Annotated in this window: 11 protein-coding genes, 1 pseudogene and 1 riboswitch; of the genes and pseudogenes, 11 read left to right on the top strand and 1 reads right to left on the bottom strand. The window is 50.3% G+C overall.

Going from position 1 to position 14558, the window contains the following annotated elements:
• Together GX117_03050 and GX117_03045 are read left to right on the top strand one after the other, a co-directional pair.
• On the top strand, nucleotides 1-323 hold a 323-nt coding region (locus tag GX117_03050), incomplete at its 5' end, for a hypothetical protein (GenBank protein NLO32322.1).
• Between the two features lie 105 nt (nucleotides 324-428).
• Nucleotides 429-1295 (top strand): hypothetical protein, encoded by an 867-nt coding sequence (locus GX117_03045; protein ID NLO32321.1) that lies wholly within the window; start codon nucleotides 429-431, stop codon nucleotides 1293-1295.
• 47 nt (nucleotides 1296-1342) lie between these two features.
• Here GX117_03045 and GX117_03040 read toward each other — a convergent pair whose 3' ends face one another.
• On the bottom strand, nucleotides 1343-4858 hold the full coding sequence (locus GX117_03040; GenBank protein ID NLO32320.1) for a DUF4091 domain-containing protein: 3516 nt from the start codon (nucleotides 4856-4858) through the stop codon (nucleotides 1343-1345).
• Nucleotides 4859-5304: 446 nt separating this feature from the next.
• Here GX117_03040 and GX117_03035 point away from each other — a divergent pair, with 446 nt between their 5' ends.
• From GX117_03035 to GX117_02995, 9 genes and pseudogenes are all read left to right on the top strand, one after another.
• On the top strand, nucleotides 5305-5850 hold the full coding sequence (locus GX117_03035; GenBank protein NLO32319.1) for a hemerythrin: 546 nt from the start codon (nucleotides 5305-5307) through the stop codon (nucleotides 5848-5850).
• Between the two features lie 48 nt (nucleotides 5851-5898).
• The gene (locus GX117_03030; protein NLO32318.1) at nucleotides 5899-6534 is read left to right on the top strand and encodes a hypothetical protein; all 636 of its coding nucleotides are present in this window, start codon (nucleotides 5899-5901) and stop codon (nucleotides 6532-6534) included.
• A 206-nt stretch (nucleotides 6535-6740) separates the two neighbouring features.
• Nucleotides 6741-9041, top strand: a pseudogene (locus tag GX117_03025) (nitric-oxide reductase large subunit).
• 373 nt (nucleotides 9042-9414) lie between these two features.
• A riboswitch (FMN riboswitch) is annotated at nucleotides 9415-9535 on the top strand.
• A gap of 102 nt (nucleotides 9536-9637) precedes the next feature.
• Nucleotides 9638-10747, top strand: a complete 1110-nt coding sequence (gene ribD, locus GX117_03020) for a bifunctional diaminohydroxyphosphoribosylaminopyrimidine deaminase/5-amino-6-(5-phosphoribosylamino)uracil reductase RibD (protein NLO32317.1) — start codon at nucleotides 9638-9640, stop codon at nucleotides 10745-10747.
• A complete protein-coding gene (locus GX117_03015) occupies nucleotides 10747-11373 on the top strand; it encodes a riboflavin synthase (protein NLO32316.1) in 627 nt (208 codons plus the stop codon). Before ribD ends, GX117_03015 begins: the two co-directional genes overlap by 1 nt.
• 9 nt (nucleotides 11374-11382) lie before the next feature.
• On the top strand, nucleotides 11383-12579 hold the full coding sequence (locus GX117_03010) for a bifunctional 3,4-dihydroxy-2-butanone-4-phosphate synthase/GTP cyclohydrolase II (protein ID NLO32315.1): 1197 nt from the start codon (nucleotides 11383-11385) through the stop codon (nucleotides 12577-12579).
• Between the two features lie 35 nt (nucleotides 12580-12614).
• On the top strand, nucleotides 12615-13079 hold the full coding sequence (locus GX117_03005; GenBank protein ID NLO32314.1) for a 6,7-dimethyl-8-ribityllumazine synthase: 465 nt from the start codon (nucleotides 12615-12617) through the stop codon (nucleotides 13077-13079).
• Nucleotides 13079-13609 (top strand): transcription antitermination protein NusB, encoded by a 531-nt coding sequence (locus tag GX117_03000; GenBank protein NLO32313.1) that lies wholly within the window; start codon nucleotides 13079-13081, stop codon nucleotides 13607-13609. The genes GX117_03005 and GX117_03000 overlap by 1 nt, the downstream gene beginning before the upstream one ends.
• Nucleotides 13606-14475 carry a PHP domain-containing protein gene (locus GX117_02995; protein ID NLO32312.1) on the top strand — a complete coding sequence of 290 codons (870 nt, stop codon included), beginning with the start codon at nucleotides 13606-13608 and terminating at the stop codon, nucleotides 14473-14475. Before GX117_03000 ends, GX117_02995 begins: the two co-directional genes overlap by 4 nt.
• The last annotated feature ends 83 nt before the right edge of the window (nucleotides 14476-14558 follow it).

Here is a 14558-nt window from a genome sequence, read left to right as displayed (position 1 = left end):
TTGTTATGCTTGCCTGGGACGGCGCTCTGATGGCTGCCGCCACGCCTACCTCCGTATTTTGCATGACCTTGCTGCCTCTTGCCTACCTCTCGTTCTTCTTGTTGATGAACCAGAAAAAAGTATTGAAAGACGATCTCCCCCGAGGCGGAAAACGCATATTGTGGAACAGCCTCATGTTGGTATCTCTTTTCTGTGCCTTCTTCGGCAGTATCTGGGGCATTTACGGGAAATTGGGTCAGACATGGACAATCGTCATTTTCGGCGGCTTTAGTATCCTTGTCTACCTGGGACATCTCTACAAAAAGAGGCATCAAGCCGCGTGATTTCGTAAAATAGAAGCTGTTATCTCTTCATAACCTGAGGACGTTATACTAAACGATGTACGCGGCCTCAGGCTGGAAAACTTTTTGAACGTGAAAGAGATTCTTATGAAACTTACTTCTTTTCGATTTGCTGCCCTTATCCTTTTCCTTTTCTGCGGCGTGATCCCTCTCGCCACCGCCCAAATTGCGATTGATTCCTTTGAGGATCTCTTACGCATCGGCGCCGATCCCGACTATCCCCTCTATGGCCGCTATACATTAACCCAAGACATTGACGCTTCCAACAGCTATATCCTCAATGGCGGCGCCGGCTTCCAACCCATTGGCCCACGCCTCGAAGATGATGACAGTGTCGGTTTCTCCGGCGTCTTTGATGGACAAGGATACGCTATTCACAATCTTTTCATTAACAGACCGGATGAACAAGGCGTCGGCCTCTTCGGCTCTATTGCTGCTTCCGGCAAAGTGATCAATTTGGGACTCGTAGGCGGCTCGATTACTGGAAGTCATTACACAGGCAGCTTAGTCGGCGAAAATTGGTCTGCCGCTGTGGCAGGGTGTTTTTCCGATACAACGGTCTCCGGTATTTCGCGCGTAGGCGGACTCGCCGGCATTAACCGTGGAAGTCTGACCGCCTGTTACGCCTTGGGCGCCGTCAACGGAATCGAATTTGTAGGCGGTCTTGTAGGACGCAATTACGAGGGTCTCATCCAAGAGAGCTATGCCGCCGCTTCTGTTTCCGGAAGCCGTTGGGCCGGCGGTCTCGTCGGTCAATCGGTCGATGCGCAAGCGCTGGCTTGTTTTTGGGATACAACCCTCTCCTTATTGCCTGTATCAGACGGCGGCAGCGGGTTGACCACAGACTTCATGCAGCGTGCGACAGATTACCTGGCTGCCGGCTGGGATTTCCGTTCGGTCTGGACCATTAAGGAAAATCGCGGATACCCGCAGCACAAAGCACTTTGGGAGTAAGTGACTCCTTCTGCGTTTTTTTTCTAATGCAAAATTCAAGGTAACGCTCATTGCGTCGTCAAGCTTTCAATGGCACGTGCCACCGCTTCGCGACGCACCTCAATAGGCGCAGGATCCCAAGTAAAGTCTGTGAGCGACGCTGAAATACTTTTCGGTACTTGCAGTAATTCGCGATATGCTGCCGCTTCCGCAGCGGAATGGTTCTTTTCGTATTCCTCAATCAAGCCGCGTAATAGTACCAAGTATTCGTAATCTTCGATACCGTCTCGGAGCATGGCAAGGCGAATGGAACTGACAGGCGGCTCCAAGACAGGTGCAGACGGTCTGCCGTCGGCAGCACTTTCCGGAGGATACAAGAAACGGCCGTCACCATTGCCCCAAGCGCGCCGAGTACCCGCAGGCGTACTGTAGCCGGTAACCCAGCCCATCGGATCTTCATAAGGATTTTGCGGCGTGTCGGGGTAGGCAGCGGTACTCGTCCAATAATTACTCTGCCAAATAAGGATGCCTTCAACATCTCGCTCCCAAGTCTGCCACAGCCATGTACGCAGTGCCGTGCCTGGATGATCAATGAATAAGGTGGCATAAGGCGCTTTGGGGCCCGTGCAAATATACCACCAAATCGTATCTCCTTCTATTTGTCGAAGCCGTGCGTCAGCTTCCACATAGTTGTACGTGACAGGACACCAAATGTTGGGACCGCCGATAAGTTCCGGATTGATTTCTTCCGTCAGCATGCGATTGATATCCGGCGCCGCGTCTTTTAATTTTTTAAATCCATTCATGACAAAGGCGTAATCATCGGGATCAGGTTCATCAAACCAATACACATAGGCTTTGTCGAGCCAGCCTTTTTCACGCAAATGACTTTCCGCTTCGCGGCACCACCCGTTGAAAGCAATTTGATATTCTCTTGTGCCTTCATGATATCCCAGTAATTCCGGTTCATAGCGGGCGTGAAAAGTGCCGCCGCCCATGCCGGGAACCGGTAAAGAAAAACTGGTAAAGCCAAGATCATCAAAGGCGTGTGTCATGGCAACATCCCAAGCGCTCCAATCAAAAGCAGGGGTAAAAAGTTGCTCCAACTTTTCTTCATCCCCAATGGAGAAGTTTTCAGACAGCAAGGTTTCCCCCGATGCTAAATCCGTCATCAGAAGTTCCTCAATATAGACGGCTCCTGTATGGCGACCCTCTTCCGTGTAACGAGTTGCTGACAGACGCAGCGTATAAGTTTGCGCTCCTTGCGGAAAATCGTCAAGGATCGTTTCCAAGCGTTGCCGGCTGCCGTCTCCAACAACGACAATATCTTTGTTGCGGCCCGACATCCAGCCCGCCTCGTCATAATGAAGCACCGTGAGCAAAAAGGCATGTTCCGGCGCTTCTGTTTTATACACAAAAGATAGCTGCATCCGAGTTTCAGGAACCTTAAAATGGGTCGTATAGGTTGTGGAAACATTCGCGGTCTCTGAATCATCCCGTAGATACATGCTGTTCGTATCGGGCGCATCCGGAGAAGGCACAATCAAGCCGCCTTGCCACAGCGGCGTGTAGGGCCAACTATACTGGATTGGATCCAAAGCGGCAGGGTTATAGATTGAAATACGGTATTCACTCAGAAGGCGCAGGTAATCTTCATAGACCTGACGTTTATCTCCGTCACTTTCTACATTGTGATATTGAAACGCCAATTGCGGGCTAAATCCAAAAGCTGAAACACAGCTGCTCGTATCAGGAAGTGTGAAATCAAAAACTTCAACTTCCAAGGGAACGCGCAGCTCCTTTCCATCTGCATGAACGAGAATAGTTCCGACATAGGTGTCGGCGGCAAAGTTTTTATCGGCATGGATCGTTATCCAGAAAGGCTGATTTTCATGGGCTTTGAGCGGCAGCGCGATCTTCATCGGCGGTAAGGGATCAGGCCAATCACCAATCACGCCGACAGCATCGGTAGGCTGAGTCACCGGTACATAGGCAACGCACAGCACTTCCACCGCTTCCGCAGGTATACGCTTTCCATTCTTTCCTACAAGGTCTTCTGTCACAATACGGAGCGAAGCAATATCCTGTTGGGGGGTCAAAACAAATTGCGCAGACTCACTTTCATTGCGTGCCAGTTGAATACGCATGGCGGCGCTCTTTTCTTTGGGCACTGCTCGTGTGCGGCTGACTTTCCATCCGGAACCTGCCCACCACAACCCCAGAGAGTCAGAACTATCAGGCAAAACATAGCCATAACCGGCATCATGCAGGACGGAGACATTTACTTCCATCTCTGCAAGGTAGCGGACTTCGTCACCTAAAGAGAAAGACAGCACCTGTTTCTTGGAGGGAAGTGCGGGAAACTCCGTTCTGATAAGCACTTCCGGGGGGGCCTCGTCACCCTCCGCGGGCGGCAATAAAATGGGCTCCGTCTCCATCGCATCATCCTGCGCACTTGCACGCCGCAGCTGCGGCGCTAAGGTTACAGGCGATGCAGTCAAATTACTGACGCTTAAGCGTAGGTATTGCTGCCCTTGTGACCCCTCTTCAAGACCATGGATGTTTACGCGAACTTTCGCATCGTTTTCCGTAATCGCCATGCAATGGGTCTCGCCGACTAGGCTCCCCGGGGATTGATCCAATTCTGCATGATAGGCATATCCATAGACTTGTAAATTCACGATCTTGTTATCTTCTCGGGGAACGCCCTTCAAGCGCACCGACACTTCTTGCGTTGGGAACAAGCTTTCCGGCAACGCAAGCTTCTCAGAACCTTCCTTATCTAAGGTTCCCACCGAAATCCAGCGTTGCTCGTCTTCAGAAAAAACCTCAACGGCTAAGCTTCCCTCTCGGTAGTAGCCAATGGTTATTTCCAAGGCTCCCGATAGCTGATTCATATTCCCCACGCGATGGACATAATGAACCCAACTTCCGGGTGCGAAGACCCAACGAGGCTGGTTGAAACCGCAATAGTGACCGACTAAAGGCCGTGAGAAATTAGCCCGATCACTGCTTAAAGGAGCGGTGAAATGATAATGATTACCTTCTATTTTTTCGCCGTCGCCCAGGCGAATGGAATCAAACATGCGATAGACAGGCATAACAGGAAAGACTTTGACATTGTCAAAGGCGATCATTCCCTCCGATTCCCATTGTCCCAAACGCAGCCGATTATCTAAGGGAATTGAAGGGGTCATGAAATAAGAACGTTCCTCTTTCCATTCAGTCCCCATAGCGTTTAAGTCGCGATTACAAAAGGTCGGCCCCGAAACAGCAGAGCCGGATCCTCCTTCCGCACGCTTTATGTCAAAGGAAAGCTGGTATATGCTATCGTTTTCGAGAGCCAAGGCTTTGGAATACCATGCCGTGCCGGGTGAGGAATCGGGTATAGATTTAACATAAATGGAGCGCCCTCCTTCGCTTCCTTCCTCAAGAAAACCGCCTTCGCCGCCGGACAAATGCCATGCCTCAGGTTTTTCCGCTCCCAGCTCAAAAGAAGCATTCTCAACAGCAATAGGCTGTGCTGATAGGACAACAAAAGAACAACTTAAAAAGACTAACAAAGAGGACATAAAAACTCTCATGCTCATGTTTTCCTTTGACAAGACCGATGACGACGGCCTTCAATCTCATCGCTTTTTAATGTTAAACAACACAAGAAATAATCGCTATAGACTCTATGATGCGTATTGACGTGTCGCTTTGTCAATTTCCTTTTAAGCCCATTGCTGCACAGCTCCATTATCTTGTCGGGCCATCTCCATGAAACTACCCTATTGCGGATTAAAACCGAAAAACATGGTGTTAGGTTATGAGTATAGTTAATGATGTTAAAAATACGCTCTATTCCTTTATAGCCAATTAGGGTCACTTTCAATTAAAGCGTTTTTTATAGAAATGAGATAGGAAAATAACGATGACCGACCGTGATTAGAGACTACTTTCTAGTCATAGTCGTGCGGAAAGAAGAAAACCTTTCGATTTACAATGACTTGAACTTTCAGCGTACACAAGCAAAAGGAGAAACAACATGAAACCCACCGACATCCTGAAACATGAACACGAAATTGTCTTGGCAGTCCTTGGCGGCGCAGAACAAGAAGCAAAACAAATAAAAGGCGGCACTGCCGTGGACACCAAAAAAGTGCATAAGATGCTCGACTTTTTCCGGACATTTCTAGACAAATGCCATCATTCCAAAGAAGAGCGTTTTCTCTTTCCACGCTTGCATGAACGGGGATTGCCCCGCGAAGGCGGCCCCATCTCCGTGATGCTCCATGAACACGATTTAGGCAGAAATGAAGTGAAAGTGATTGCCGACGCCTTGCAACGATATGAAGCGGGTGAAACCGACGCTGCCGCACAACTTGCGAACGGTCTCCTCCAGTTTTCCGCAATTCTCCGCGATCATATCGAAAAAGAAAACAACATCCTGTTCGTGATGGCAGATAGACTGCTCAGTCCGGCAGACCAAGAAGAACTTTATAAAGCCTTTGTCGCTGTGGAATCCGAAGAAATCGGCGAAGGCGTTCATGAAGAATTCCATCAGTTTGCCCATGATTTAATGAAAGGCTAAAGCCTTTTTCTGTAATACAACGAAACAACTTATTAAGGAGGACACCTTATGTTAAGAAGTGCAAAATCGTTGTTTGGGTACAATCTGCATGAATCTGATTCCTTGCTCGGAACGGTCTATGACCTCTACTTCGACGATAAACGCCGAAATGTGCGCCATGTGGTGGCGGAGCTTGGAAATATCTTTCGTAAGCGGAAAGTATTAATCGCCGGCAATCTGCTCGGCATGGTTGATCCCGTAACCCATATGCTGTTTATCCATCAAAGCGGAGAGGAGTTGGGTCATGACCCCTCCTCAGACGCAGACAAACCCGTGCACCAACAGTTTCAAGATCAGGCAAAAGAATACTATCAATGGGTCGCCCACTGGACACCTTTCAGTGGGGCGCCCATCCCTAAATGGGAATTCGTCTTTACCGGTGATTCCCATTTGCGCAGTGTTCGCCATCTTCTCGGCTATACCCTGAAGGCGCACGGAGAAACCGTCGGTGAAGTAGAAGATTTCCTCGTTGATACGGATCAGTGGATCTTGCCCCATTTTTTGGTTCGTCGCGCCCCGGCTTTAGGGGGCAAAGTGGCCGCATTCCCGATCGATCATATACAAGACTATGATTGGGAAAATCGTACGCTCACCTTGTCGTGTGACAAAACGCTTATAGCTGATGCTCCTGAATATATCGCGTAATATAGAGAAACACTAAAAATAATGATATACTCAGAATGATGCCTTGGCGCGTGCTTCTTATGAAGTGCGCTCCATAGGCATTATACTGGTGACGCCTATGCTCGGATTGAACAGACTCACGCAACGGAAGGGGTCTGTCTGTTAACGGCTGCATGGCGTGTGTTTTTTGTTTCGTTTTTTGGGAAGACTTAAAGAAGGAATGCTGTATGGAGAATAATCCCGGTCACGAAGAAAAATTTTCGCCTTGGTGGAAAAATGCAGTTATTTTAGTGTTAATTTTTGGATTCTCCATATTGGTCTGGTTGGCAGTACGATCCTACAAGGATGCGCCCCCCATCGCTGATGCCATCGTGGATACGTCGGGCAACACCATTTTCACGGGCGACGATATCCGATCGGGACAAGAAGTCTTCCTCAAATATGGATTGATGCAAAACGGAACGGTCTGGGGACATGGCGCCTATCTCGGCCCCGATTATTCCGCCCGCTACCTCCATCAGCAAACCTTAGACAGTTACGATTTTTTGGCACAACAGAAATACGGCACCGATTGGGCCGCAGTAACGACGGAACAAAAAGATATTATCCTGGCGGAAGTGGCACGAGAGACACGTATCAACACCTATGATCCTGTTGCCAATACGCTGACCCTCAACGATATGCAGACCTTCAGCTTTGAACGTCAACAAGAAGAATGGCGCCACTTTTTTTCTGAGCCTGCCCATAATTTTGGATTGCCGGATACCTATATAAACGATGAAACTGAATTGCGCCAACTCGTCGCTTTCTTTTTTTGGACCTCATGGGCATCCTCCACCAATAGACCGGGAAAAGACTTCTCCTACACAACAATTTCCCCTATTACCCTGAAGTGAATAATGAACTGACCCACGGCGCCATTTTGTGGAGCGCACTCAGTCTTGTCGCCTTATTGGGCGGTACAGGATTGGCGTTATTTGGTTTTGGCCGCTTCGATTTCCTAGGATGGAAACACGACCGCCACCACCATCCGCAGCTCCTTACCAAGCGACTGAGCCCGGGACAGTTGGCAATCTTAAAGTACTTCACCATTGCCGCCTTGCTCTTCCTCGCACAGACCGTCATCGGCGGCGCTGTGGCCCACTATCGCGCCGAGCCCGATGGATTCTATGGAATCCCAATCAACAAGATTTTACCCAGCAATATCGTGCGCACTTGGCATTTGCAGTTAGCTATCTTTTGGATCGCCACCTGTTTCGTTGCCGGTGGTCTGTGGCTCGCCTCAGCGGTCAACAAAAAAGAGCCGAAAGGTCAAGCCTTTGGCATCCATTTCCTGTTCACCGCTTTGGTCATCTTTGTCGTGGGCAGTTTGTTAGGGGAATGGGCAGGTATCAATCAACTGCTCGGCCGCTTTTGGTTCTGGCTCGGTCATCAAGGTTGGGAATTCCTGGATCTGGGCAGGGCGTGGCAGATACTGCTTGCCATAGGGCTGGTGGTCTGGCTGATTTTAGTCGCCCGTACCGTGCTGCCCATTCGCAAAGATCCGCAAACAGGTCATATTTCGTCGCTTTTCCTCTATTCTGCTGTTGCCATCCCCATTTTCTATCTGCCCGCCATGTTCTTCGGCAGCCGCACCAACCTATCCGTCGTGGAAATGTGGCGCTTCTGGATTATCCATCTTTGGGTCGAGGGCTTTTTTGAACTCTTCGTCACGACCATGGTCGCGCTCATGTTCTTTTTGCTCGGCATGGTCTCCAAAAAGACAGCCCTTCGTGTCGTCTATCTTGACGCAATCTTGTATTTAAGCGGCGGTATTATCGGCACCGGTCATCATTGGTATTGGACAGGACAAAGCCATATTGCCATGTCCTTTTCCGCCGTGTTTTCCGCATTGGAAGTGGTTCCCCTGACGCTGCTCACCTTGGACGCCTGGGATTTCATTTCCTTATCGCAACGGGATTGTGTTGTGTGTGAAAAGAAAGTGCCCATCCCGCACATCTGGACCTTCTATTTCCTGATGGCCGTAGGTTTTTGGAATTTCGTGGGCGCCGGCGTTTTCGGGTTCCTCATTAACCTGCCTGTAGTCAGTTATTTTGAAGTAGGAACCTTGTTAACACCAAATCACGGGCACGCCGCCATGATGGGTGTTTTCGGCATGCTCGGAGTAGCATTGATGGTTTTCGCTTTCCGGGAAGCATCTACGGACAAAGAATGGAAACGCATTGAAAAAGTATATTAAGATATCCTTCTTCGGATTAAATCTGGGCTTGCTGCTCATGGTCGTGCTGAATCTTTTCCCGGGCGGTGTATTTCAATTATATGACGTGCTCGCAAATGGATATTGGCATGCGCGCAGTCCCTTATTTCTGACGCAAGACCTCATGCGTACCATTGAGTGGATGCGGATGCCGGCTGATTCCATTTTCATCCTCTTCGGTTGTCTCCCCTTGGCGTGGGCGGCCCTATGGGTTTATCTGAATAGAAAACGGAAACCCTTTCCCGAAGACAATACCGAAATCGCCGATTAATAAAGGGGCTAACGCTTCTTAACTAGCTTGTAATAAATCTTCGCCGACACCTCGTTCCGCTGCAGCGCCGGTGTGCCGCGAAGAATCTTCTTCTGTGATGGACAGGATAGACGAGAAACGCACAAAGCTTTCTTGTGTAAGGGCTAGATTTCTCGCGCCCGAGGCTTTTGTGTCATCAAGGCACGCCGTAATGCGCCTTGGTCCGGATCCACACCCGCATCCATTGGCGTAGACAACGAACGAAGTGGAAATCTGATCTTAATATACGAAATATAATTTCGGTCGTAACTGCATTTCCACCTTGAATCCGCCAAAAATCCCTTTCGTACTTGATTCTTCACCAAGTTCAAGGTTACAATAAAACCATAGATAAGCCTGCCTTCGGGGCCGGGTGAAATTCCCGACCGGCGGTGAAAGCCCGCGAACGCTATTTAGCGCTGATACCGGTGTAATTCCGGAGCCGACGGTTAGAGTCCGGATGAGAGAAGGTGTGCGCTGTTCCACTGCCGAAAAGGGCTTAAGAAAAAGCCGCCGGTTGACGACCCGCCTCCTCGCCCCCCGAAACAGCTTCAAAATAATTCGGGGTATCTTATCCTATGCAATCCGATTACAGTTATATGACCCGCGCCCTAAAGCTCGCGGCACAAGGAGCAGGCCAAACCAGCCCCAACCCCATGGTGGGTTGTGTTATTGTTAAAGATGACATCATCCTCGGTGAAGGGCTGCATGAACGAGTCGGCGGCGCCCATGCCGAAGTCAACGCCTACCGCAGCTGCGGTGTTGCGGATACAGAGGGTGCCACCGTATATGTCACCCTTGAACCCTGTACTCATACAGGACGTACGCCGCCTTGCGTTGATCTGCTCTTGGAACGACGGCCCGGCCGTGTTGTGATCGCCATGGAAGATCCCAATACACGGGTGAATGGCATCGGTATCGCCCGATTACGTGACGCCGGCATCCGTACCGATGTAGGTATTTGTGAGACGGCAGCACGGCGGCTCAACGAAATTTATATCAAACATGTACGAAGCGGGATTCCTTGGGTAACGGCGAAATGTGCCATGACCCTTGACGGTAAAATCGCAACCCGTTCCGGACATTCGAAATGGATTACCGGTGAAAAGGCGCGAGAATATACCCATCGCCTACGGCACAGTCATGATGTTATTTTAGTGGGCAGCCGTACGATCATGGTCGACAATCCCCGGCTGACAACACGCTTGCCTGAAGGTAAAGGCCGTCATCCCATCAAAGTCATTTTGGATGCCGGCGACTATTTAAGTGCTGATCGTAGGGTCTTTGCGAAAGATCGCGAATCTCCCACTTGGATAGCCACTACAGCCGGTAACCGGTACGATTTTGCTGATGAAATTATTGTATTGCCTCCGGGATCGGGAGGCGTTGATCTGCGCGCCTTACTGGCGGCGCTGGCGGAGCGGGGTATCCAATCCGTGTTGATCGAAGGCGGCGGCGCAACCTTGGCGTCCGCCTTCTCCAGTGATATTGTAGATAAAGTTTGCTTTTTTTGTGCGCCAAAAATTATTGGCGGCCGAGAAGCGATCACCCCTGTTGAAGGCGTGGGCTGTGAGCGAATGGAAGAAGCCATCCTTTTGGACAATCTGCATTCCTTGCAAGTAGGCAAGGATATCCTCATGGAGGCTCTCGTAAAGAAACGAACTGCTCATGAAATGGAAAGTAACTAATGTTTACCGGCATCGTTGAAGAAGTGGGCGCTGTGTCACGCCGATCCGGCGCTGAGTTGGCCATTCTAGCCGACAAGGTGCTGGGCGACCTGAAAGAAGGCGACAGCGTCGCGGTTGATGGTGTATGCCTGACGGCAGTGGCCTTTTTTCCCAAAGGATTTGTGGTTCAAGTCTCACCGGAAAGCTATGCGCGAACAACTCTGGGCCGTTTACAAGCCGGACACGCTGTGAATCTGGAACGAGCCATGCGCATGGACGATCGTTTCGGCGGTCATTTTGTACTGGGGCACGTGGACGGTGTAGGTCGTGTTGTTTCTATTCGGGATCAAGGCGACTTCTCGCTCTGGCAATTCTCTGCTCCGGAAGAAGTATCCCGCTTCCTTGCGCCTAAAGGATCAATTGCCATCGACGGCATCAGCCTGACCCTTGTCGCGCCGGAAAGAAATAATTTCAGTGTAGCCATCATCCCGGCCACGCTGCGTAATACCACGCTTGGCACGCGGCGTCCGGGCGATCCGGTTAATATGGAGGCGGACATTCTTGGTAAACATGTCCGCCATTATCTCACTATGAACGGCGGAAACGGTCTTTCGTCTGATTTTCTCGCCCGTCATGGTTATATGTAAGGACATCCTATGCTTACCCCGCTCTCCGATATACTTGAAGATTTGCGCCAAGGAAAAATGATCATTTTAGTCGATGATGAAGACCGCGAAAATGAAGGCGATCTCGTCATTGCTGCAGAAAAAGTAACTCCGGAAGCTATCAATTTTATGGCGCGCTACGGGCGTGGTCTCATTTGTATGCCCATGGAAGATGAAGATATTAAAAGGCTTGGGCTGCCGCCCATGGTCTCTGAAAATACCGCAAAACTCAGCACCGCCTTTCACGTCACCTTTGAAGCAAAAGAAGGGGTGACCACGGGCATCAGCGCTTACGACCGTGCCCACTCGATTTTGGTAGCGGCAAATCCGGCGTCGACAGCCGATGATTTGGTGCGGCCCGGTCATGTTTTTCCGCTGCGCTCTCGGCCGGGCGGGGTTTTGGTACGGGCAGGCCAAACAGAAGGATCCATTGATCTGATGCGCATGGCGGGCTTGCGCAAGGCATCGGTAATTTGCGAAATTATGAAGGACGACGGTTCCATGGCGCGCATGCCCGACTTGGAAATCTTTGCCGCTGAACACGGCATCCGCATCTGCTCCACGGCCGATATAATTCGTTATCGGCGGCGTCATGAAAAACTGATACGCCGCGTCGCCACGGTTAAGATGCCGACCCGTTACGGTCACTTTACGCTTATCGCCTATGAAAATGATGTGGATTCCTACCAGCATCTTGCATTGGTTAGCGGCGACGTGGCGGGCAAAGAAAATGTATTGGTACGGATGCATTCGGAATGTTTTACCGGTGACGTGCTCGGCTCGCTGCGCTGTGATTGCGGCAGCCAACTGCACACCGCCTTGCGTATGATCGATGAAGAGCAATGCGGCGTATTGGTTTACCTCCGTCAGGAAGGTCGCGGCATCGGTTTGATGAACAAGCTGAAAGCCTATGAACTTCAAGAACAGGGCATGGATACGGTCGAGGCGAATCTGCATTTGGGCTTTAAAGCCGATCCTCGTGAATATGGTCTGGGCGCACAGATACTCAAAGATCTGGGCATCACCGGCATGCGGTTAATGACTAACAACCCGGTTAAACGGGCAGGTATAGAAGGATACGGACTAACGGTCACCGGGCGGGTTCCTTTGGAAATCCCCCCCTGTGATCTGAACCGACATTATTTACAAACGAAACGCGAAAAGATGGGTCATCTTCTGTCAGAATAAGAGACCTCTTTTCCCTAACCAAGGAGAACCATTAGATGGCGACGGTAATACAAGGTGATTTTTCAGGTGCAGGTAAAAAGATTGGGATCGTAGTAGCCCGTTTCAACGAATTTATTACCACCAAACTGTTGAGTGGTGCCATGGACGCCTTGCAGCGGCATCAAGTCAAGGATGAAGATGTCACCATTGCATGGGCACCGGGCGCTTTTGAAATTCCGCTCGTTGCCAAGCAAATGGCGAAGACCGGCAATTACGATGCAATCTTAGCGCTGGGCTGTGTGATCCGTGGCGCTACCCCCCATTTTGATTACGTTGCAGCTGAATCCGCCAAAGGCGTCGGGCATGTGATGCTTGACACGGGCATTCCGGTTCTCTTTGGCATTTTGACCACCGACAGCATTGAACAAGCCATTGAACGAGCAGGAACCAAAGCGGGCAATAAAGGTGTGGATGCCGCTATGGGCGCCCTCGAAATGATTAATCTTTTGGAACAATTTTAGTGACACGTATACACGAATATCGCCTGGGTCGTCAACTGACTTTACAATTTCTGTACAGTCTGGAATTTAACGATTTGGATTGGCAGTTCGCCTTACCGGAATTCTGGAAAATGAATCCCGTAGCGCTGAGCTGTGGTTATTTCGGGATGAATGAACAGCATGAGCTGGCAGAAGCAAACGATAAAGATCCTGCTTTCCAACGGGTTCGTGCGTTTGTGGAACAGCGTGTCACAGGGATTTGCGAAGCGAAGGAAGAATTGGAAAAAATCCTGGGCGAACTCCTTGATAATTGGCGGCCGGAAAGAGTGGGTCGCGTGGAATGGACCATATCGAAGATTGCCCTTTACGAATTGCGCTGCTGTTCAGATTGTCCGGAAGCTATTGTCTTTTCAGAAGCGAACCGTCTCGCGGCGCTCTTCTGTGATGATAATTCTGCGCGCTTTATTACCGGCCTGTTAAATCGTATTGTCCAACAAGACGAAAAGCCTATAGAAATAACAGCCCCTTCCCCGGAGCAGGGAGAACTTTGAACGATTGGATTGATTTACATCTGCACAGTGATTGTTCGGACGGCGCAGACACGCCGGAACAAGTGATGATACGTGCCTTCGATTGTGGTGCCGCCGCCGTCGCACTGACCGATCACGATACGGTCAAAGGCGTCGGCGCAGCACGACAAAAAGCGGAAGCGCTCGGTATGCGTTATCTTAATGGCGTGGAAATCAGCGCCTCGTTCGAAAGCAATGAAATGCATATCCTCGGCTTGGGAATAGCTCCGAATGCCGCGCAACTGGGCGTCTTTCTCGACGAAGCAAGCAAGGAACGACTTCATCGTGCTGTCCAAATCATGGAACGTCTTGATAAAGCGGAGGTAGCATCCCGTGCGCAGATGGAACCTTATCTGGAAGATTTAGCACAGCCCGGTCGCATCCACGTAGCCGTGGCACTTCATGAATTGGGTGTGGTTCGTCGGGTACAAGAAGCTTTTGACCGTTATCTAAACCGAGGCTGTGCCGCTTTTGTGCCCAAAACGCTGCCCTCGGCGGAAAAGGTTATCCAAGTCATCCATGACGCCGGCGGACTCGCCTTTGTAGCCCACCCCGGTCTGGGCTATACCCTTCGCAAACGCTTGGGCGTACTCCTCCGACTGCCCTTCGACGGTATTGAAGTCTGGCATATCAGTCACACCACAGCGATGATTCACCGCCTTAAAGGGCTGGCGGAAGAGCGCGGACTGCTCCTTACAGGCGGCAGCGATTGCCATGGGGATATCAAAAAGGAAAGACCCGTTATGGGCCGTGTCCGGGCGCCCTACTCTTGTTATGAAAAAATAGAGGAAGCCTTAGCGCAAACGGAGTCTGACAACGATATTGAGACAGTTCCTGTAACTATTTAGGGAGCAATCTGTGCTCCGTTCAACTTTTTTAGGCCCTTCGGGCGTGAGTTTTTAAGGCATGGGGGTCTATCAATCCGATATGC

It is taken from the genome of Candidatus Hydrogenedentota bacterium (genome assembly GCA_012523015.1).
Lineage (GTDB): Bacteria > Hydrogenedentota > Hydrogenedentia > Hydrogenedentales > CAITNO01 > JAAYBJ01.
This window is presented reverse-complemented; position numbering and strand designations above follow the sequence as displayed.